Below are 20284 nucleotides of genomic sequence, written 5' to 3' on the forward strand. Positions count from 1 at the left end.
GCTCGTTCCCACCGCGCGGGATGTGGTTCAGCCGAAGGTGAAGGCGTAGGCCCTGGCCCCGGCGTCGAGGAAGCGGATCTCGGCACGGCGCCGGCGCACCGTGCCGCCCTGGCGCACCAGCTGGTACAGCCGGGTGGCGTCGACCGTGCCGTTGCCGTCGGCATCGATGTCGCTGCCGTGGTCCGCGCCGGGCGGGCGGCCGTCCAGCGTGACCCGGATGCGCACCTTGCGGCCGGCCTGGCCGGGGCCGGCCACCAGGTGCAGGTCGCGCGCCCCGAACCGGCAGGCGATGGCGGCGCCGCCCTCGTCGGCGCGGATGCTCTCTGCCCCCACCGTCCAGCGTCCCGACAGGCCCCACTCGTTCAGGTCCAGGCCGCCCACCGAATACTGCTGCGTACCATCCTCGCGCAGGCGCTCCGGCGAACGGAAATGGACGGCCTTGTCGTAACCCAGGTAGGTTTCCTCCGATTCCAGCCGGCCGAGGTCCGGCGCCATCTGCTCGGCCCCGGCCCTGGGGTCGACCAGGCCCATGTCGGCCAGCGGCGCGCCGCGGGTCTCGGCCAGCAGCGCCTGGATCGCCCGCTCCATCCTGTCGTACTCTCCTTCGCCGAACTGGTGGTGGCGGATCCTTCCCTCGGCATCGACCAGGTACAAGGCCGGCCAGAAGCGGTTGCCCCAGGCGCGCCAGATGCGCTGGCTGCTGTCGACGGCGACCGGAAAGTCGATCCCGAAGCGGGCCAGCGCCGCGTTCACGTTGGCCAGCTCCTGTTCGAATGCGAATTCCGGCGTGTGCACGCCGACCACGACGAGCCCCTGGTCGCGGTACTTCCGCGCCCAGGCCCGCACGTAGGGCACGGTGCGGATGCAGTTGATGCAGGAATAGGTCCAGAAGTCGACCAGCACCACCTTGCCGCGCAACTGGCGCGCGCCGAGCGGCGCCGAGTTCAGCCAGGTGGACGCTCCATCGAACCCGGCCGCCCTGCCCTCCACCGGCAGCGTGCCGCCGCCGGAGAACGGGGCGGCGCCAGCAGCCAGGGCGGCCAGCGCCGATGCCAGCGCGGATGCGATGGTGATGACGGCCCCGCGTCTTGTCATGTGTCGTTCCATGCCGTGCTCCCTTCTGCAGTTTCCATGGGCGTCGCGCTCACCGCAACGGTCCGTCGATCACCACCGCCGGCTTGTCCCTGGCGACGAGATAGGTCGCCAGCTCCGCGGCATTCCCTGCGCCGACGTTACGGGCCGAATGCGCGACGCCTTCGGGAATATAGAGCGATTCGCCCGTCTTCAGGACGACGGTCTTGCCGTCCAGCGCATATTCGATCGTCCCGGCGAGCACGTGGGCGATTTCCACGCCCGGATGCGTATGCCTGGGAAACGCCGCGTGCGGGCCGAAGTCCACCCTCACCTGGATGGCGTCGCGGTTGCCATCGAAGGCGTGGCGCACGAGCTCGGTGCGCCCGATGCCGTGCGCATCGGCTTGCTGCGCCAGCGACGGCAGCGGCGCCGTGGCCGCAATCAGGAGCGCGAGCGCGCCGGTGGTGCCAAGTAGCTTCATCATGGTTCTCCTTCGAGCGATACCGTCCTGCCCGGCGCCGGCATGGCGCCGTTCCAGCAGCGGCGGCCAGGCCATTACACCCCGCGCGTTTGTCCGCAAGATGTCCGGATTGTGTCCATGGGGCTGCCGAACATGTCCGCGCCGGCGACGGACACATGCGCCGATATCGGGACACCATGCGGGCGACGAATCATTTATCGAAATAACGATCAAGGCACTTGAAACCCGGCGCGAACCGGGATAAAGTTACCTCAATAATCATTATCGCGATAACTTAAATCCTTTTCTCTTCACAGGAGCACACCATGATCCGACATGACAAGCATCTTTCCCTTCGTGCCATCGCGCTGGGCGCACTGGCGGCAGCCCAGTTCGGCATGCACGCCCCGGCGCGGGCCGCCGCGGACGCGCCGTCGGCGCAGGCCAACTCGCCCGCGCGGGCGGATGCGTTCGCGGTCATCAAGCACATCGATGCCGGCGACCTGAACGTTGGCTATGTGGACGAAGGCCCGGCCGGCGGACCGGTCGTGATCCTGCTGCACGGCTGGCCCTACGACATCCACAGCTACGCCGACGTCGTTCCCCTGCTGACGCAGGCCGGTTATCGCGTCATCGTTCCCTACCTGCGCGGTTTCGGCAGCACGCGGTTCCGCGATCCGCAGGCGCCGCGCAACGGCGAGCCGGCGGCACTGGCGTCCGACGTGATTGCATTGATGGATGCGCTGAAGATCGACAAGGCCATCCTTGCCGGCTACGACTGGGGCGCGCGCAGCGCCGACATCGTCGCCGCGCTGTGGCCCGGGCGCGTCAAGGGCCTGGTGTCCGTGAGCGGCTACCTGATCGGCAGCCAGGCGAGCGGCAAGGAACCCTTGCCGCCGCAGGCGGAACTGCAATGGTGGTACCAGTTCTACTTCGCCACCGAGCGTGGCCGCATCGGGTACGAACGCAACCACCGCGACTTCGCCAAGCTGATCTGGCAACTGGCCTCGCCGCAATGGCATGTCGACGACGGCACGTTCGCGCGCAGCGCCGCGGCGCTCGACAACCCGGACCATGCCGCGATCACGGTCCACAACTACCGCTGGCGCCTGGGGCTGGCCCAGGGCGAACCGAAGTACAGCCAGCTGGAAGCCAGGCTGGCCACGCTGCCGGCCATCACGGTGCCGACGATCACGCTCGAAGGCGACGCCAACGGCGCGCCGCACCCGGAGCCCGCGGCCTATGCGAAGCGCTTCACGGGCAAGTACAGGCATGTGCTCGTCGAGGGAGGCATCGGCCACAACCTGCCGCAGGAGGCCCCGCGCGCATTCGCCGATGCCGTCATCGCCGTCGACCGTCTATGATCCCGCCGGCGTCGCCATGCTGGCGCGCCGGGACGAACGTCACTGGCCAGCGCTCGTGACGCGCCAGACGATGTTGCCCACGTCGTCGGCGATCAGCAGGGCGCCTTCGGCATCCTGCGCCAGTCCGACCGGCGCGCCGTACAGCTGCTTTTCGTCCTTCGAATGGAAGCCGGTGACGACGGGCTGGGCCGCGCCCTTGGGCATGCCGTTTTCGAACGGCACGTACACGACCTGGTAGCCGCTCAGCGGCGAGCGGTCCCAGCTGCCGTGCTCGGCGACGAACGCGCCGCTCCGGTATTGCTGCGGCAGGCCGGTCCCCGTGTAGAACAGCAGGCCCAGCGCGGCCACGTGCGAACCGAGCGCGTAATCCGGCTTGATCGCCTTCTTGACCAGGTCCGGCCGCTGGGGCTGCACGCGATGGTCGACGTGCTGGCCGTAATAGCTGTACGGCCAGCCATAGAAGCCCTTCTCATGGACCGACGTCATGTAGTCCGGCACCAGGTCCGCGCCGATCTCGTCGCGTTCGTTGACGATCGCCCACAGCTTTCCGGATTGCGGCTCCCATTGCAGTCCGGTCGGGTTGCGCAGGCCGGATGCGAACACGCGGCTGGCCCCCGTTGCGGCATCGACCTCCAGCACGGCGGCGCGGCGGTATTCGACTTCCATGCCGTTTTCCGTGATATTGCTGTTCGAGCCGCTGCCGACATACAGCTTCTTCCCGTCCGGACTCGCGAGCAGCGCCTTCGTCCAGTGGTGGTTGACGGTGCTGGGCAGGTCGCCCAGTTCGGTGCCCGGATCGGACATCTTCGTCTCGCCCGGCACGTAACGGTACTTCATGATGTTGCCGGTGTTCGCCACGTACAGCGTGTCGCCCACGAGCTGGACGCCGAAGGGGGAATGCAGGTTCTCGATATAGACGTGCTGCTCCCACTCGCCGGCCGCGCCGGGTTTCTTGCGCAGCAGCGTGATGCGGTTGCCGCCCTTGCCGCCCTTGCCGGAACGGCCCTTGACGATGCCCGCGATGACCTGTTTCGGCGTGGTGACGGCCTCTTCCCCCGGACCGTTCGCTTCCACGACGAGCACGTCCTGGTTTGGCAGCACCAGCAGCTGGCGCGGGTGCTTCAGGCCGGACGCGATCTTCTCGATGCGCAGGCCGGCGACGACCTGCGGCTTGGCGTCCCCTTTCCAGCCGACGCCTTCCGGCACCTGCATCGGCGGCACAAGGAAATCTTTCGCCTTGGGCAGTTCCGGATTGGCGCCCAGCTGGCGCGACGGGTCGACGCTTGCCTTTTCGGTGCAGGCGCCCAGTACGAGCGACAAACCGGCGGCCAGCCCGAGCGCCCTGCCCCAACGGGTTTCACACTTGGCCATGGCCGTATTCCTTGTAAGTGACATGTGTTCCGGCCAGGACGATCCTGCCGATGCCCATCGCCAGCACGGTCGCGACGGACAGCCAGACGGCATCGGGGATCACCGCATAGGCGTCCCGGCTGTGCACGAAGGCATTCACGAGCGCCGCCACGATGGCGGCCACGTTGAGCCAGAAATTGACGGTATGGCCGGTCGTACGGACACGGCGCTTCTGGAACCAGACCCGCCACAGATTGATCAGCTGGGGAATGATGGCGAAGACCAGGCCGATGGTCACGAGCCACGCTGCGCTTTTCAACCACAGGACGTTGGCGGTCTTCGCATAGATGACGTCGAAGATCAATGTGCCCACGAAGAAGCCGAAGGGAATCGGGTCGAGCACATCGAAAACCGCCGACGCCACGCTGAAGCGCGGCGGAGAATGTTCTGTTTTCATGACGCTGCTTTCTATCGAAATATTGGCGATGGTGCGGCCAGCCGGCAGCACGCGCGCGCACCGCACCAGCCGCATTGGTCGTCGCAGCGTAGCACGAATGACCACACTTCCGTCGCCTGGCTGAGCCTGGATGACTCCGCTTCCAGCAGGGTGCGTGCGCGCCGCCCGCGGGGCAATGCGAAGTCGAAATGAATAAATGGCAAACAGATACAACCCTTGCCGGGCGGACTTCATATAAGATTCATTTCGGTCACAACGAACAACCAGAAACCAACCCGCCCCTGCATGCGCCTACCACCTGCCATCCGCCCGGCCCTGCTGGGGATGATTCTTGCTCTGCTGCCCGCGCTGGTGCAGGCGGGGGCGCAGGCGTCTGCGGCCGCGCCGGCAAGCGCACGCGCCGAGCCGGACGCCAGCCTCCTGTACACGAGCTGGACGGCCCACGAAGGCGCCCCGACCGGCATCACCGGCATCGGCCAGACGCCGGACGGCTGGATCTGGATCGGCAGCGCCTCGGGCCTGTACCGCTTCGACGGCATCCGCTTCCTGCGCACGCGGGGTGCGCAAGCGCCGCTGTCGGCCGGCATCTCGACCATCGGCGTCCTGCGCGACGGCACGCTGTGGGTCGGCTACAAGTACGGCGGCGTGAGCCTGATGCGTGACGGGCGCATGCGCCACTTCACGCTGGACGACCCCGCCACCCCGGCGGGCACCGTGTTCGACGCCGTCCAGGACGCGTCCGGCCGCACCTGGCTCGCCACCAGCCGCGGCCTGTACTACCTGGACGGGCAGTGGCGACGCCCCGACCCCGCACTGGGCATACCGCCGGGCCGCATCTACAAGCTGCTGCTGGACCGGCGCGGCGTGTTCTGGCTGCGCGGCGAGCGCCACGTCTACATGCTGGCGCGGGGGGCCGAGCGCGTCGTTCCCGCACTGGCGCTGGCCGACATCAGCTACGGCGCCCTGGCGCAGCATCCGGACGGCAGCGTCTGGGCCGTAAACATCGACACGCCCGGCATGCACATGCTCGCAGGGCCGGACGACGGTCCGCCGCTGCGCTGGGACGCCGGTATCAGCGCCGGGGTACTGGCCTTCGACCACCTCGGGCGCGCCTGGGTGGACGGTCCGGACGGTCTCGAACGCATCGGCCACGAGGGCACGCCGGCCCCGCGCCGGCGCCACCCGGTCGCGCGCGGGGCCGGCGACAGCACCGCGAACGTCGTCTTCGAGGACCGCGAACAGAACATCTGGATCGGCAGCGAAAACGGGCTCGCCCGCTTCAAGGAGCCACGCCTGAGCGCGCTGCCCCTGCCCCCCTACCAGCGCGCGTCCGCGCGCGCGGTCGCCGGCGGGCCGGGCGGCAGTGCCTGGCTCGACAGCCTGTACCTGGCGAATCCCGGCGCGACGCCCAAGGCCTTCATGCCGTCCGGCTCCGTCAACGACCTCATCACCGCGCTGCACCGCGGCGCGGGCGGCGTCGTCTGGATCGGCCGCTACAACAGCACGCTGCAGGTCCTCGAGCACGGGCGCGTGCGCACCATCGGCGCGCCGCCCGGCGTCCCGGGACGGGGCGCGATCTATGCGCTGGCGGAGGACAGCGCCGGCGCCCTGTGGGTCAGCATGGGTCGCAACGGGCTGTACACCTTCCGCGACGGGCGCTGGTCGCTCGGCGGCGGCGTGCCGGCGCTCACGACGTTCGCGGCTTCCACGGTGGCCACCGATGCGCAGGGCGGCGTCTGGCTCGGTTCGGTGAACAACCAGCTGCTCGTGGCGCGCGCCGGTGCGGTGGACCGCTACGGACGCGCGGACGGCCTCGCCGTCGGCACGGTGGTGCAGATCCTGCCGGCCGGTGGCGGCGCCTGGATCGGCGGCGAAAATGGCCTGAACCATTTCGACGGCAAGCGTTTCGCCCCGGTCGTCGGCGACCATGGCGAGCCGTTCGCCGGCATCACCGGCCTGGTCTTCGGGCGCGACGGCACCCTGTGGATCAACGGCAGCGGCGGCATCTCGAGCATCGCGCCGGGCGAACTGGCGCGCGCGCTGCGCGAACCCGACCATCCGGTGCGCTTTTCCCGCTTCGACTACCGCGACGGCGTGGTCGGCACGACGAGCGCGATCGTCCCCGTCCCGTCGGTGGCCCGCAGCGACGACGGCACGCTGTGGTTCACGACGACGGGTGGCGTGTACAGCGTCAGTCCGGCCGGCCTCGCGCGCAACCTCCTGGTGCCGCCGGTCGCGATCACCGGCCTGCGCCTGGGCGGCACCACCCTCGAGCCTGCCGACGGCCTGCGCCTGCCGGCCGGGACGGAGACGCTGCAGATCGATTTCACCGCCCTGTCCTACCAGGAGCCGGGGCGCATGGCGTTCCGCTACCGCCTGACGGGGGTGGACCGCGACTGGCGCGACAGCGAAGGCCAGCGTTCCGCGAGCTACACGAACCTGGGTCCCGGCCGCTACCGCTTCGACGTGCTGGCATCGAACAACGACGGTGTCTGGAACAGGCGCGGTGCGTCGACCTCGTTCGACATCGCGCCGCGCCCGACGCAGACGGCCTGGTTCAGGACGCTGTGCGCCGCCGTCCTGCTGGCGGTGCTGGCCGCCCTGTACCGCTGGCGCACCAACCGCATCAAGCTGCGCTACCGCGAGCTGATGCACGAGCGCCTGGCCGAACGCGAGCGCATCGCGCGGGCCCTGCACGACACGCTGCTGCAAAGCATGCAGGGACTGATCCTGCGCTTCCACGGCATGGCCAAGCGCTGGCCGGCGGGCAGCGAGCAGCAGCGCGGCGTCGAGACCATCCTGGACCAGGCCGACAAGGTGATGGCGGAAGGCCGCAGCGAGCTGCTCAACCTGCGCCCGCGCCCGCAGGCGGGAGACGATATCGCGGGTGTGCTCGCCCGCTTCGGCGCATCGCTGCAGGAACAGTTCGGTCCCCGCTTCACGCTCGTCGCCGACGGGGACGTGCGCGCGATCGAGGCCGCGGCGTGGGAAGAAATCTACTGGATCGGGCGCGAGGCGCTGTTCAACGCCTACCAGCACGCCCAGGCCACGCACATCGAGCTGGAACTGGTCTACGGCGACGACTTCGGCCTGATCGTGCGCGACGATGGCTGCGGCGTGGACGACAGCGTGCGGCAGGATGGCGGCCGCGAGGGCCATTGGGGCATGCGCGGCATGCACGACCGCGCGCGGGCGCTGGGCGGCGACATCGAGATCTGGAGCCGGCCGCAGCTGGGTACCGAAGTGGTCCTGCGGCTGCCCGGCGCACGCGCCTACGCGGCGGCGGGCGCGGGCGCCGGAGCGTGGCGCAGGCTGCGCGCGCTGATGGCCGGCGAGTGGCGGCACTGAGCCCGCCGGCTCAGGCGGCGGCCATGCGCACGCGGAAGAAGGCGTTCACCGTCAGGCGCCCGGCGAGCGGATCGTCGACCATCAGCTCGGGCGCGCGCAGGTCGCCCGAGTGGAATACGGCGCCGTCGTAGAAGATCGCCCGGTTGTAGCGCGGAGGGATCGTCAGCACCTTCTCGAAATGGCGGCTCGATGCGATGGCGAACGTGGGCGACCCGTCGGCTGGCGGCGCCTCGCCGGCCAGCTCCTGGCGTTTCATCTCCTGCAGCAGCGCCGTGATCTCCTGCATCGGCACCGTGGGCTTGAAGAAGCTCGTGCCGCCGTAGCGCTCGTCCTTGAACAGGTACAGCACCATGGCGGCCATGCCCTCGCCCACCGGCAGGCCGTCAGAGTCGCGGTGCGGCAGGCGCTGGGCCGGCAGCACCTGGTCGGGACGGCGCGTCACGAGCGACAGGCGGCTCGCCATGCCGAGGATGCGCCGCGCCTTCAGCGGCGTGCGGGCGTGCTGCAGGAAGGCGTCGCGCACACCCGCCGCGAAGGTGCCGCCCAGCGCCAGTTCCGGGCCCGGATAGTAGTTGCGCGGGTCGTCCTTGAAGTGCGCGCGGTTGCGGGCCGCGTACGCAACCAGCTCTTCCGGTTCCAGCATGAAGTCGTCGATGACGATGCACTGGTAGTCGTCGAAGATCGGCACCACACTCACCTGTGGACGGGGATTGAGCAAGGGAAGCGCGGCGGCGCCGACTTGTTGCGGCGGGGATGGAAGCGGTTGCGGCATGGTGGATCCGGGCTTCGCAGGGCGAAGGAACGCGACAGGGCGACCATGGTAGCAACGGCCCTGCCGCGTGTCCATCAGTGCTTGATGCCCTCGCGCTCGAGGAAGTCCAGCAGCGGTCCGGGTTCGTCGGTCTGGACCGTGTCGATGCCCGCGGCAAACAGCTCGGCCCACGCCCTGCCCGACGTGCGCAGGGCCTCGAGGTCGCCGCCCTTGCCGATCACGCTGATCACGCCGACGGCTGTCAGGGTATTGGCCCACAGCCGCACCCCCGCCCGTGCCGCCAGCTCCTGCACGGGCTTGAATTGCGCCTGCGGCAGGAAGACCAGCTCGACGCCCACCGGCTTGCGCTGCGCCGCCAGCTGGCGCGCCACGATCTGCGCCGGACCGTGCGAGGCAGCCTGGGATCCAGCCCAGGGCCCGACGACGGGCATGTAGGGAACGTCCGCGAACGTCGGCAGGTCGGCCTGCGCCTGCGTCGTATTGCCGTCGACGACGTTCTTGACCAGCACGTAGCGCGCCATGCCATGGGCACTCGCCTGCGCGACGACCTCGGCGTAGATGTCGCGCTCGTCCTTGACGTCGAGATTGAGCATGATGCGGCCCTTGGCGGCCTCCAGCATCTCGGCCAGCGTCTGCACGCGCTCGTCGCTGAGTTCCGGCGACATCGCGCCGCCGAGGTTCTGCTTCAGGCGCAGGCGCTTGAGCTGGGCCAGCGTCATGTCGGCGACCTTGCCGCGGCCGTCGGTGGTGCGGTCGACCGTGGCGTCGTGGATGACCACGAGCGTGCCGTCGGCGGCGCGGCGCACGTCCAGCTCCATCATGTCGACGCCGAGCTGCACGCAGTGCTCCAGCGCGGCGCGCGAATTTTCCGGCACGGCGGGTAGCGCCAGCCGGGGCGACGCGTTATGGCAGCCGCGGTGCGCCGCGATGAAGATGCCGGCGGACGGATCGTCGAGCTTCTGGCGGATCTTGTCCGCGCGGGTGGCGGCCATGCCGGGCGCGAGCCAGCAGGCGGCCAGCACGCACAGCACCGCCCTGTGGAGGGAAAACAGGAATGTTCTCATATCGGGTCCGGGTCGGGTATTCAGAAGTTCGGGGTATAGCGCAAGCCGATCCACGCGACCAGCGGCACCGAATAGGTATCCTTCAGCAGGTTCTGTCCGGGACCGGTCAGGCTCGTCATGCGGCTGCGATGCAGGTTCTGCACCTGGCCGAACAGCGTGAGCGTGGGCGTGAACCTGTAGCTGGCCTGCAGGTCCACCTGGGAACGGGGCGCCCAGTACAAGTCCTGCCACGGAATGTCGGGCACGATGGAACGCAATGCCTTGCCCTGGTAGTTGTAGGCCGCGCGCAGCTCGAGTCCCTTGCGCGCATAGAAGACGGTCAGGTTGCGCGTCTGGTTCGGCTGCCCCACCAGGCGGTCGAGGTCGCGGCTGCCGCCGTCCGCCTTGCGCACCGCCATGCTGCCATCGAGTACGCTCCAGTTGGCGCTGAAGCCAACGTCGGCCAGCACCGGATGCGCCCAGCCCAGCGAATTGACGACGGCGCTCGCCTCGACGCCCTTCACCGACGCGTCCGACGCGTTGGCCGGCCGGGACACCACCGCGTTCGCATAGGTGACGCCCTGGTAGGTATAGCCGAGCGAGGACTGGTTGAAGATCTCGTCGCGGATATCCTTGTTGAACACGGCCAGCGACAAGAGGCCGTTGGCCGCCTTCGGCAGGCGGTAGTCGACGGCCAGGTCGGTGTTGGTCGACAGGCGCGGCTTGATGTCCGGATTGCCGATCGTGACGGACACGCCTTGCGCATTCGGGTTGCCGGCGTCGCTCGCATTGGTGAAGTTGATCGAACTGCGCGCCGCGTACGAGTCGTAGGTCGGACGGCCGATGGTCTGGCTGGCCGCGGCACGCACGTCCAGCGCGGGCGTCGCCTGGTAGGTGGCCTGGATCGACGGTAGCAGGAAGTGGTAGCTGGAACCGGTCGGCAGTCCGGTCCAGTTGCCGGCCACCAGCGCCCGGCCGTTGGTGCGCTGTTTCGTATGGTCCTCGCGCAGGCCGAGCAGCGTGCGCCACCGGTCGGTATTGAAGCTGCCCTGGACGTAGGCGCCCGCTGTCTTTTCGACGTGCTCGAAGTTGTCCTGGTTGCTGAACGCGGTCTGGTTGGTCGTATTCAGGCCGCCGGCAGCGCGCAGGGCCGCGATCTGGGCCATCGCCGCTTGCGGATCGATGGTGATGAGGCCAAGCCCGCCATGGTTGTACATCAGCGGCGCGCTCGGGCCGGTGAGGCCGGCCAGTGTCAGCGCCGGCTGGCTGGTGTTCGGCTCCAGGTCGTTGCGGAAAATATCGTAGCTGGGACGGTCCAGCGTATAGGAAACGCCGGCGGCAAAGCCCAGTCCCGGGCGGTCCAGCCTGCGGCGGTAGTCGGCGCGCACGTTACCGATGGTATCGGTGGCCGAGCGCACGTAATTGTCGCGGTAGTACAGCAGCTTGTAGTTGGACAGGTCGTTGTAGGCCGCCGGCGATACGTTGAACGAATGGTTCAGGCCACTCGTGTCGTAGTCGAAGCCGTACTCTGGGGTGGCGACCGGGGTGGCGCCGCCGCTGCCCGGTGCGCTGTACGAGGTATTGGTCGCGAACTTGATCATGAGGATAGGCTCGCGGTAGGTGGCGCGCGACACGTTGGCGCGCAAGGCCAGGGTTTCGTCGTCGGACAGCTTCCAATCGACGCCGCTCTGCAGCAGCCTGGTAGCGCTCGTCATGTCCTGCTGCGAGAAGCCGACTTCGACGTCACCCCCCGGATAATGGCCGGACGTCGGCGTCTGGTGATAGACGGTGGCCGTGTTGCGCGGATCGATCAGGTTCTCGTTTCGCTGCATCAGGTCGCGGAAACGGTAATAGCCGGCCGTCAGGAAGCCGTAGACCTGCTCGTTCGGTTTCGCTTCCAGCTTGACCGTCAGGCCGAGGCGGCTGCGGTCGTCCTGCACGTACCAGTACTTGTCCTGCTGCGGCACGGCGTAGCCGTTGCCCAGGTTGTTGCCGCTGACGCGGTTGCCGGCGGCGTCGTAGAAATTCTCGAACACCGTGTCGGTGGTCATGTGCGTGTTGGTGCTCGTCTCCAGCTTCTGGTAGTTGGCCGACACCACGGCACCGTATTCGCGCTGCGGACCGAAGGTGAAGCTGCCGGTCGTGATCAAGCGCTTGCCGATGCGCTCTTGGTCGCGCGGCTCGCCGCTGTCGCTGGCGCCGCCGCCCGATCCCTCGAAGGTGAAGAACGGCTTGCCGCCGCGCTCGAACGCGCTGCGCGTCTTGAGGTCGACGGCGCCGCCGATCGCGTTCGGCTCCTGGTCCGCCGAGAAGGTCTTCGAGACGACCAGTTCGCTGATCATCGACGACGGCAGCAGGTCGAGGCGCACGCCGCGGCCGATCGAGCCCAGGTTGCCGTTCGGCGTGCCCGGCGAGGCCAGCGGCGAGCCGTCGATGGTGACGTTGTTGTAGGCGGCACCGAGACCGCGCAGGACCGGCGTGGCGGCTTCGTCGCGCGGGTGCTCGTTGTCGAGGGTCGGCAGCACCGACAGGCCCGGCACGCGGCGCAGGGTCTCGACGATGGTGTTGTCCGGCAGCCCCTGCACTTCGTTGGCGCTGACGACATCGGCGATGCCGGTGCGATCCAGCTTGCTCTCGATGGCCTTCAGGTAGGCGCGCTTGATGCCGGTGACGTTGACGATGGCGGCGGGCGCCGTTTCGTCCGGGCTTTCCTTGCTGTCCTGCGCATGGGCGTCCAGCGCGAAGCTGAGGACCATCGCCGACGACGTCAGCAGCCAGCGGCGATGGGAAATGGTGTAGTGCATGGTCAGGCTCTCCGATCAGAAGATAGTGGCGACGCGTGATGCCCGTTCGGCCCTTGCGGCCGGCAGCGCATCAGTCGCCGGGCAGTGTAGGCCGGCATCCACGGGCAAGGGTGCGTTTCACGGTGAAATTACACAGTGAAAAACGTAGTGAACGAACGCGGTGAACCATCCCGATGCAATCTGCTTCGCCGCGGCCCGTGCGTGCGCCGCGCGGCATGGCGGCGGCAACGCAAGGACGCGGCAAAGGGCGGGGGAAACGCAGCGAGGACGGGGAGGTCGCGACGACAGTGGCGGGCGGGTGCCGCCCCGGACGCAGGAGGAAGACGCGGCAAGCGAGGAGGAAGGGATTATTCGACGCGCAGGCCGAGCATCTGGATGTCGGTGCTGCCGTTGGCTTGCAGGACGCATTGCAGCAGGACTTCGAAGTCCGCGAGCGTGCCGTCCGGCCGCTCCGCCCGCTTCATCAAGGGCGCCATGGACGCGGGGTTCAGCAGGAATTCGATGGCGGCGTCGGTGCCGGCGGACGTCGTGCCGCCCAGCAGCAGCGTCCGGCCGTCGCCGCTGAGGTTGCGTTTCAAGCCGATCAGCGCATAGCCGCGCCGGCCGGGGTCGTGCCCGGAAAACGCATACGCTGCCTGTTCGCCCTGCGCAGGGCGGTCGTTACGCACGGTGTAGCCGCCGGAGACGGGATCCCAGTCGATGTGGAAGTTGAACTGCTTGCGGTACAGCCCCCACCACGGGTTCGAGTTTTCCACCCCGACGAGGATGGCATTGCCATGCTTCAGGTCCGCCAGCTGCACGTCGCGCGCGAAGCGCACGTGGTAGCGCCGCGGCGCGGCACGCGCGCGCTTGCCGATCTCGGCGGCCAACGTGACGGACGACATGGCGGTGTAGCGCCGCGCGCCGTAATTGACCAGGCTGCCGGCCGGGCCGCCCGTTGCCGCCGGATCTTCGGGTCCGCCATGGAAACCGGATGCGTAGTCGCTCAGCGGCACCTGGCGATGGACGTCGCTCTGGTACATCACGAGGCCGTTGTCGGCCACGATCAACGACGTATCGCGGTCGGCCGGCAGCATCGCGGCCCAGAAACGATCGCTCGGATCGAGCGCCGCGCCGCCGCCCAGCACATACCAGCATGCCAGCGCGAGCAGGCAGCAGCATGCCGCCACAGGCAGGAGGCGCCGACGCGGCGAGCGCGCGGCCGCGGGTGTGGCGGGCGGAGGCGGTGTGGCCGGCGGAGGCGGTGTAGCGGGCGCCGGAGGCGGTGCGGCGGCCCGTCGGTCGCGCCGGCCGGGCGGCTTGTCGGTGTCGACGTCGACGCCGTCCGGTGCCGGCGCCGCTGCCGCAGCTTCGTCTCGAACGTGCATCCCGGCGTCATGGGTCGCCGCGGCGGCGAATACGGGCACGTACGAGCCACGCGGGATGGTGATCCTCAATGCATCGTGGACGCCCTCCTGCTCGTAGTACATGGCAAGACGCTGGCGCAGCAGGCGTGCGCTGCTGCGTACGATGGTGTCGTCGGAAGGATTGTAGTGATCCGGACGACCGAAGACGGCGATGCCGATATGCTGCTCGCACAGCGCCTTTTCCCGCCCTTCCAGCGTGGTCGTGCACACGTAGCGCAGGAAGGCCGACAGGCGCGCGCTCTTGGCGAATGCCCGGCTGCCCAGGACCCGCGACAAGGCGGCCGCGCACTGCGCACGATCGGCAGCCGGCAGCACGCTTTCCTCCGGCCTGATCGCCGTCGCTTCCATGGACATCCGCAGCATGTGTTTGAACGCCGCGATTGTAGATGCCGTTTATGACATCCGCGTGAAGAACGCGGCCGGAGGCACGCCCGCTGCAGCGGCGATTGTCTCCCCACGGGCAACAAAGAATGGCTTTCCGCCGAGTTTATCCCATCCCCACGCGTCGGCATACTCCTCCCATCGGTTGCCGAGGCGAATGCATCCAAGCTCAGGCGCTCCGAACGAACAAGCCCCCAACACCTAGGAGAATTGCCATGAAACGTATCCTGTCCAGCCTCGCCACCGCCCTGTCGTTTTCTGCATTGTCGTTCACCGCGATGGCGCCATCGCATGCGGCCACGCCCGACGTCAGGATGTACCGCCTCGACTGCGGCCACATGACGCTGGGCGACAAGTCGGTCATGTCGGACGAAGGCCTGTACAAGGGCCAGTCCTATGACATCGTGATGTCCTGCTACCTGATCAAGCACGGCGACGACTGGCTGCTGTGGGATGCCGGCCTGCCGAAGAAATACCTGAACGGCCCGCTGACCGAAGGCAGCTTCACGACCAAGCTCGACCGGACCATCGTGGACCAGATCGGCGAACTGGGGCTGCGCCCCGCCGACATCAAGTACGTGGCCGTGTCGCACGCCCACTTCGATCACGCCGGCCAGGTCGACGACTTCCCCAACGCGACCCTGATCGTGCAGCGCGCCGACCTGGAGGCGATGGCGGACACGAAGAAGGCGTCGGCGCACTACATCGATGCCAGCCTGTTCGGCACGCACGTCGCCGGCCAGCGACTGACCCGCGTGAAGGTCGTCGACGGCGACGTCGACCTGTTCGGCGACGGCACGCTCAAGACCATCGCCACGCCAGGCCATACGCCGGGCAGCATGGCCCTGCTGGTCGACCTGAAGCATGCGGGCCGCTACGTGCTCTCGGGCGACCAGTGGCACTTCACCGAGAACCACCAGCGCCACCAGGTGCCGACCTGGAACTACGACCACGCCCAGACCATCAGCTCTGGCAAGAAGCTCGACGCCGTCATCGCCAGCACGCACGCGACGCTCGTCATCCAGCACGAACCGGCCGACAACCGCAAGCTGCCCACGCTGCCGGGCTTCCTCGATTGATGCCGCCTCGCGCCCTGCCGCGGCACGGCGCCGAACCTGCTAGACTGCCTCTCTTCGTTTCGCCGGGAGAGGACATGCAGGACATGAGCGGCGCATCGCTGCAGGACATCCAGGGCTTCGTCGCCGTGGCGCACGCCGGCAGCTTCACGGGCGCGGCCGAACGGCTCGGGACCAACAAGTCCAGCGTCGGCAAGGCCGTGCAAAGGCTGGAGAAGCATCTCGGCACCCGGCTGTTCCAGCGCACGACGCGCGCCGTGCACCTGACGGAGGACGGCGCCATCTACCTGGCCGCGGCACGCGCCGCCATCGACCGCCTGCGCGAGGCCGAGCAGGCGCTGGCCGCCAACCGCGCCGAACCGGCGGGCCGCGTGCGCATCGACCTGCCGGCCGGCTTCGCGAGCCTGGTCTTGCCGACACTGGGGGCACTGCGCGAACGCTACCCCAAGGTCACCGTCGAGATGACGGCGAGCGACCGCATGTCCGATCCGGTGGCCGACGGCTGGGACATCGTGGTGCGCATCGGCCACCTCCCCGCCGACAGCGACATGACGGTCCGCAAAATCTGCGACCTGAAGCTGGCCTTGTACGCGGCGCCGGCCTACCTGCAGCGGCGCGGGCCGGTCGCATCCCTCGCCGACCTCGACGCCCACGATCCCATCCTGTTCCGCAGCATTACCGGCCAGGTGCGCGGCTGGATCCTGGACGACAAGGGCCAGCGCCGCGAAACCATGCCCACCCCTGCCCTCATCGTCGCTGATGGCCGCACGCTCGTCGAAGCGGCGACGCTGGGACTGGGTGTCGCGCAGATCATCGACCGTTTCGCGGCGCCCTACGTCGCCGACGGCCGCCTGGTGCACCTGCTGCCCGACGCCGACGTCCGGACGGCACCCGTGCATGCGCTGATCCCGGTGGGGCGCAGGATGACGGCGAAGACACGGGTCGTGCTCGAGCATCTCGTTCAGACGCTGCAGCGCCAGGCGGGCGAATGAGGCGCGCCGGCCCGCCACGGCGCCGCCGCGGCTCGTTCACGCCGCAATCACGGTTATCCCAGCGATTCACGCCGGGGCCGCCCGGTGGAGCGGAGCCTCGCCTCGATGAGCTCCAGCATTCCCTGCGCGGCACTCGACAACGCGCCCTCCTTGCGCTGCACGATCAGGATGGGCCGGGACACGACATCGGTGTCGAGCGGAATGGCCACCAGGTCCATGCTGCGGAACTGGAACAGCGTCAACTCCGGCACGAGGCTCACGCCCAGGCCATGCCCGATCAGGCCAGCCAGCGTGGCGAGGTGCTCGACTTCCAGCCCCGCGTGATGGACGGCAATGCCGCGCGTGAGCTGGTCGACGTGCTGGCGGACACTGGAGGACGGCGCCAAATGGATCAGTTCGCAACCGGCCAGGTCGTCCAGCGCGAGCTTGCGCTTGCGGGCGAGCGCATGGTCGTGCCGGCACACCAGGTAGAACGGATCGCTGCACAGCGTGCGCGTCGCGAATTCGGCGAGGCTGGCGCCCGGCGCGGTCAGGGCCATGTCGACCTTGCCCTGACGTAGCAGCTGCAGGCACTGGTCGGACAAGGCGTCGAACAGCTGCACCGTGATGCCCGGGTAGCTGCGCTTGTATTCGGCGATCACCGCTGGCAGCGCACTCGCTGCCAGCGACGGCAATGCGGCGATCGCCACCCTTCCCTTCTTGCGCGCGATGAAGTCGCCCATGTCGGTGAAGGCGGCATCGAGGTCCGCCAGCAAGGTGCGCGCGACCGCCGCGAACAGGGTCCCCTCCGACGTCAGCGTGACGTTACGTGTGTCCCGCTCGACCAGTCGGGCGCCGACCACCTCTTCCAGCTTGCGGATCACGGCGCTGAAAGCCGACTGGGACAGGTGGCAACGCTGCGCCGCACGGGTGAAGTGCCGGCACTCGTCGAGTGCGAGGAACGCTTGTAATTGCCTGGTCGAGATATTCGGTGGCATCGCCGCTGGCCCATTCATCGAAAGAACAGCACAATCGATTCAAAAAAACCATTTTACAAGATAAATCGGGTGCAGCAGACTCGTCCCAAGTGCTGCATCGATCGGCACATAAAAAAACGAACGGAGACCTGTATGCTGGCATTGCTCGGCCTGACCACGATCGTCCTCCTGCTGGCGGCGATCCTCACCAAGAAAATGTCGCCACTCGTGGCGCTGATCGCCATTCCGATCGCCGCGGCCTTGATCGGCGGATTCGGCATGGAGACCTCGAAGTTCATCGTCGGGGGCATCACCAAGATCGCCCCGGTGGCGGGCATGTTCGTCTTCGCGATCCTGTTCTTCGGAATCGTCACGGATGCCGGCATGCTCGACCCTGTCATCAACGGCATCCTGCGCCTGGTCGGCAGCCGGCCGTCGCGCATCGTGCCCGGCACGGCGCTGCTGGCGCTGCTCATCCACCTCGACGGTTCGGGCGCCGTCACGTTCCTCGTGACGATACCGGCGATGCTGCCGCTGTACACGCGCCTCGGCATCGACAAGCGCATCCTCGCCTGCGTCGCCTCGCTGGCCGCCGGCGTCAACTTCCTGCCCTGGACCGGGCCGATGATCCGCGCCTCGGCGGCACTGCACATCCCCGTCAGCAGCATCTTCGTCCCGCTGATCCCGGTGCAGCTGGCAGGCCTGGCGTTCGTCTTCGCCACCTCGTGGTGGCTGGGCCGCAAGGAAGAGATCCGCCTGGGCCTGCGCGGCGGCGCGCCGGCCGGCTTCACGCACACGCACGAACTGACCGAAGCGGAAAAGCTGATCCGCCGACCGCAGAACTTCTGGATCAACATCGTGCTGACGGTGATCGTGCTGGGTGTGATGATCAGCGGAAAAATCGATCCGGTCGTCATGTTCATGGTCGGCGTGGTGCTGGCACTGATGATCAACTACCCGAATGTCGACCAGCAGCGCGCCCGCGTCGACGCCCATGCCAAGGCGGCGCTGCTCATGGCCAGCATTCTGTTCGCGGCGGGGGTCTTCACGGGCATCATGAGCCAGTCCGGCATGCTCTCGGCGATGGCCAAGACGGCCGTCGGCTTCGTGCCGGCAGAGCTGGCGTCGCACATCCCGGCCGTGCTCGGGGTGCTGTCCATGCCCCTGTCGATGCTCTTCGATCCGGACTCGTTCTATTTCGGCGTGCTGCCGGTCGTGGCCGAGGTGAGCCATATGCTGGGCGTCCCGCCCGTCCAGGTGGCGCAGGCCGCCCTGCTGGGCCAGATGACCACGGGCTTTCCCGTCAGCCCGCTGACGCCGGCGACTTTCCTCGTCGCCGGCCTGGCCGGCATCGACCTTGCGGACCACCAGAAATACACCTTCAAATTCTTGTTCGCGGCGTCGCTCCTGATGACCGTCGCCTGCATCGTCATCGGGATCTTCCCGCTGTAAGGAGCATCGCATGAAACAGATTCGCATCGGCGCCGGGGCCGGGTATTCCGGCGACCGCATCGAGCCCGCCCTGGAGCTGGCCGAACGGGGCGACCTCGACTACCTGATCTTCGAATGCCTGGCCGAGCGTACCATCGCCCTGGCACAGCAGGCCAGGATGCACGATCCTGCGCTCGGTTACGACCCTTTGCTGGAGCAGCGCATGCTGGCGGTACTGCCCACCTGCAGCGCCAAGGGAATCCGCATCGTCACCAACATGGGGGCGGCCAATCCACTCGCCGCCGCCGCCAGCATCAGGAAGGTAGCGCGTTCGCTCGGCCTGACGAAACTGAAGGTCGCCGCCGTCACCGGCGACGACGTGCTGGAACTGCTGCGCCACGGCGACTACCTGGACGACACGGGGGCCCCGGTGGCGGACCTGGGCGACCGGCTGTTGTCGGCCAACGCCTATCTGGGCGCGCGGCCGATCGTCGAGGCGCTGGAGCAAGGCGCGGATGTCGTCGTCACCGGGCGCGTGGCCGACCCGGCGCTCGTGCTGGCCCCGTTGATCCACGAATTCGGCTGGTCGGCGGACGACTGGGAACGCCTCGGACAGGGTACGCTCGCCGGCCACCTGCTGGAATGCGCGGGCCAGGTCAGCGGCGGCTACTTCGCCGACCCGGGCTACAAGGACGTCGCGAACCTGGCGCGCCTCGGCTTTCCGATCGGCATTGTGTCCGAGGACGGCGCGCTCGAAATTACCAAGGTAGCCGGCTCGGGAGGTGCCGTCACCACCGCGACCTGCGCCGAACAGCTGCTGTACGAGATCCACGACCCGGCCGCCTACCTGACGCCGGACGTGGTGGCGGACTTCTCGCGAGTGACGATGCGCCAGCTCGGGCCGGACCGTGTCGCCATCCGCGGCGCCGGCGGCCATCCGAAGAGCGGCCTGCTCAAGGTTTCCATCGGCTATATCGACAGCTACGTCGGCGAAGGACAGATTTCCTATGCGGGCCCGGGCGCCGTCGCGCGTGCGCGGCTGGCGCAGGACATCGTGGCGGAACGGTTCCGGATCACCGGCATGCCGCTCGACGAAGTGCGCTTCGACCTCATCGGCCTGAACGCCCTCCATGGCGACGCGCTGGCGGCAGGCCATGCGGAGCCCTACGAAGTGCGACTGCGCGTGACGGGCCGCACCGCCACCATGCAGCAGGCGCTGCGCATCGGGAACGAGGTCGAGACCTTGTACACCTGCGGACCGGCGGGCGGCGGCGGCGCTACCAAATCGGCGCGCCAGGTCGTGGCCGTGCGTTCCACCCTGATCCCGGCTGCCCAGGTGCGCACCGCCATCCACGTGGAGGAAATCTGAC

Annotated in this window: 15 protein-coding genes; 6 read left to right on the forward strand and 9 right to left on the reverse strand. The window is 68.3% G+C overall.

The genetic code is table 11. The annotated features are described in order from the left end of the window. Nucleotides 1-27: 27 nt before the first annotated feature. Complete coding sequence (locus ACI1V7_RS24055) at nucleotides 28-1095, reverse strand: thioredoxin family protein (RefSeq protein ID WP_404534482.1); 1068 nt, start codon at nucleotides 1093-1095, stop codon at nucleotides 28-30. 49 nt (nucleotides 1096-1144) lie between these two features. Beyond that, complete coding sequence (locus ACI1V7_RS24060) at nucleotides 1145-1558, reverse strand: cupin domain-containing protein (RefSeq protein ID WP_404534484.1); 414 nt, start codon at nucleotides 1556-1558, stop codon at nucleotides 1145-1147. Nucleotides 1559-1860: 302 nt separating this feature from the next. Here ACI1V7_RS24060 and ACI1V7_RS24065 point away from each other — a divergent pair, with 302 nt between their 5' ends. Next, nucleotides 1861-2898, forward strand: coding sequence for an alpha/beta fold hydrolase (locus ACI1V7_RS24065; protein ID WP_404534486.1), 1038 nt, complete (start codon nucleotides 1861-1863; stop codon nucleotides 2896-2898). A 39-nt stretch (nucleotides 2899-2937) separates the two neighbouring features. On the opposite strand, the gene ACI1V7_RS24070 is transcribed toward ACI1V7_RS24065, so the two are convergent. Both ACI1V7_RS24070 and ACI1V7_RS24075 read right to left on the reverse strand, forming a co-directional pair. Continuing rightward, nucleotides 2938-4269 carry a PQQ-dependent sugar dehydrogenase gene (locus tag ACI1V7_RS24070; RefSeq protein WP_404534487.1) on the reverse strand — a complete coding sequence of 444 codons (1332 nt, stop codon included), beginning with the start codon at nucleotides 4267-4269 and terminating at the stop codon, nucleotides 2938-2940. Continuing rightward, nucleotides 4256-4939, reverse strand: coding sequence for a DUF2231 domain-containing protein (locus tag ACI1V7_RS24075; RefSeq protein ID WP_404534488.1), 684 nt, complete (start codon nucleotides 4937-4939; stop codon nucleotides 4256-4258). The genes ACI1V7_RS24070 and ACI1V7_RS24075 overlap by 14 nt, the downstream gene beginning before the upstream one ends. A gap of 51 nt (nucleotides 4940-4990) precedes the next feature. Between ACI1V7_RS24075 and ACI1V7_RS24080 the strand changes: the two genes are divergently transcribed. Then, the gene (locus ACI1V7_RS24080; RefSeq protein ID WP_404534489.1) at nucleotides 4991-8053 is read left to right on the forward strand and encodes a sensor histidine kinase; all 3063 of its coding nucleotides are present in this window, start codon (nucleotides 4991-4993) and stop codon (nucleotides 8051-8053) included. A gap of 10 nt (nucleotides 8054-8063) precedes the next feature. Here ACI1V7_RS24080 and ACI1V7_RS24085 read toward each other — a convergent pair whose 3' ends face one another. The 4 genes from ACI1V7_RS24085 to ACI1V7_RS24100 form a co-directional block, all read right to left on the reverse strand. After that, a complete protein-coding gene (locus tag ACI1V7_RS24085; protein ID WP_404534490.1) occupies nucleotides 8064-8825 on the reverse strand; it encodes a DUF6445 family protein in 762 nt (253 codons plus the stop codon). 74 nt (nucleotides 8826-8899) lie between these two features. Further along, nucleotides 8900-9889, reverse strand: a complete 990-nt coding sequence (locus ACI1V7_RS24090; protein ID WP_404534491.1) for a glycerophosphodiester phosphodiesterase family protein — start codon at nucleotides 9887-9889, stop codon at nucleotides 8900-8902. A gap of 20 nt (nucleotides 9890-9909) precedes the next feature. Then, nucleotides 9910-12672 carry a TonB-dependent receptor gene (locus tag ACI1V7_RS24095; RefSeq protein WP_404534492.1) on the reverse strand — a complete coding sequence of 921 codons (2763 nt, stop codon included), beginning with the start codon at nucleotides 12670-12672 and terminating at the stop codon, nucleotides 9910-9912. A gap of 347 nt (nucleotides 12673-13019) precedes the next feature. Continuing rightward, a complete protein-coding gene (locus tag ACI1V7_RS24100) occupies nucleotides 13020-14441 on the reverse strand; it encodes a hypothetical protein (RefSeq protein WP_404534493.1) in 1422 nt (473 codons plus the stop codon). A 233-nt stretch (nucleotides 14442-14674) separates the two neighbouring features. Between ACI1V7_RS24100 and ACI1V7_RS24105 the strand changes: the two genes are divergently transcribed. Next, on the forward strand, nucleotides 14675-15538 hold the full coding sequence (locus tag ACI1V7_RS24105; protein WP_404534494.1) for an N-acyl homoserine lactonase family protein: 864 nt from the start codon (nucleotides 14675-14677) through the stop codon (nucleotides 15536-15538). A 74-nt stretch (nucleotides 15539-15612) separates the two neighbouring features. Continuing rightward, nucleotides 15613-16527 (forward strand): LysR family transcriptional regulator, encoded by a 915-nt coding sequence (locus ACI1V7_RS24110; RefSeq protein WP_404534496.1) that lies wholly within the window; start codon nucleotides 15613-15615, stop codon nucleotides 16525-16527. Nucleotides 16528-16580: 53 nt separating this feature from the next. Here the strand turns inward: ACI1V7_RS24110 and ACI1V7_RS24115 are convergent, their stop codons facing one another. Continuing rightward, nucleotides 16581-17504 carry a LysR family transcriptional regulator gene (locus ACI1V7_RS24115; RefSeq protein WP_404534498.1) on the reverse strand — a complete coding sequence of 308 codons (924 nt, stop codon included), beginning with the start codon at nucleotides 17502-17504 and terminating at the stop codon, nucleotides 16581-16583. Nucleotides 17505-17636: 132 nt separating this feature from the next. On the opposite strand from ACI1V7_RS24115, the gene ACI1V7_RS24120 reads away from it, so the two are divergent. Together ACI1V7_RS24120 and ACI1V7_RS24125 are read left to right on the forward strand one after the other, a co-directional pair. After that, nucleotides 17637-18935: a CitMHS family transporter gene (locus ACI1V7_RS24120; protein ID WP_404534499.1), complete on the forward strand. Its 1299-nt coding sequence runs from the start codon at nucleotides 17637-17639 to the stop codon at nucleotides 18933-18935. Between the two features lie 10 nt (nucleotides 18936-18945). Next, a complete protein-coding gene (locus ACI1V7_RS24125; protein WP_404534501.1) occupies nucleotides 18946-20283 on the forward strand; it encodes an acyclic terpene utilization AtuA family protein in 1338 nt (445 codons plus the stop codon). Nucleotide 20284: the final 1 nt, after the last annotated feature.

The organism is Massilia paldalensis (genome assembly GCF_044901715.1).
GTDB lineage: Bacteria > Pseudomonadota > Gammaproteobacteria > Burkholderiales > Burkholderiaceae_D > Telluria > Telluria paldalensis.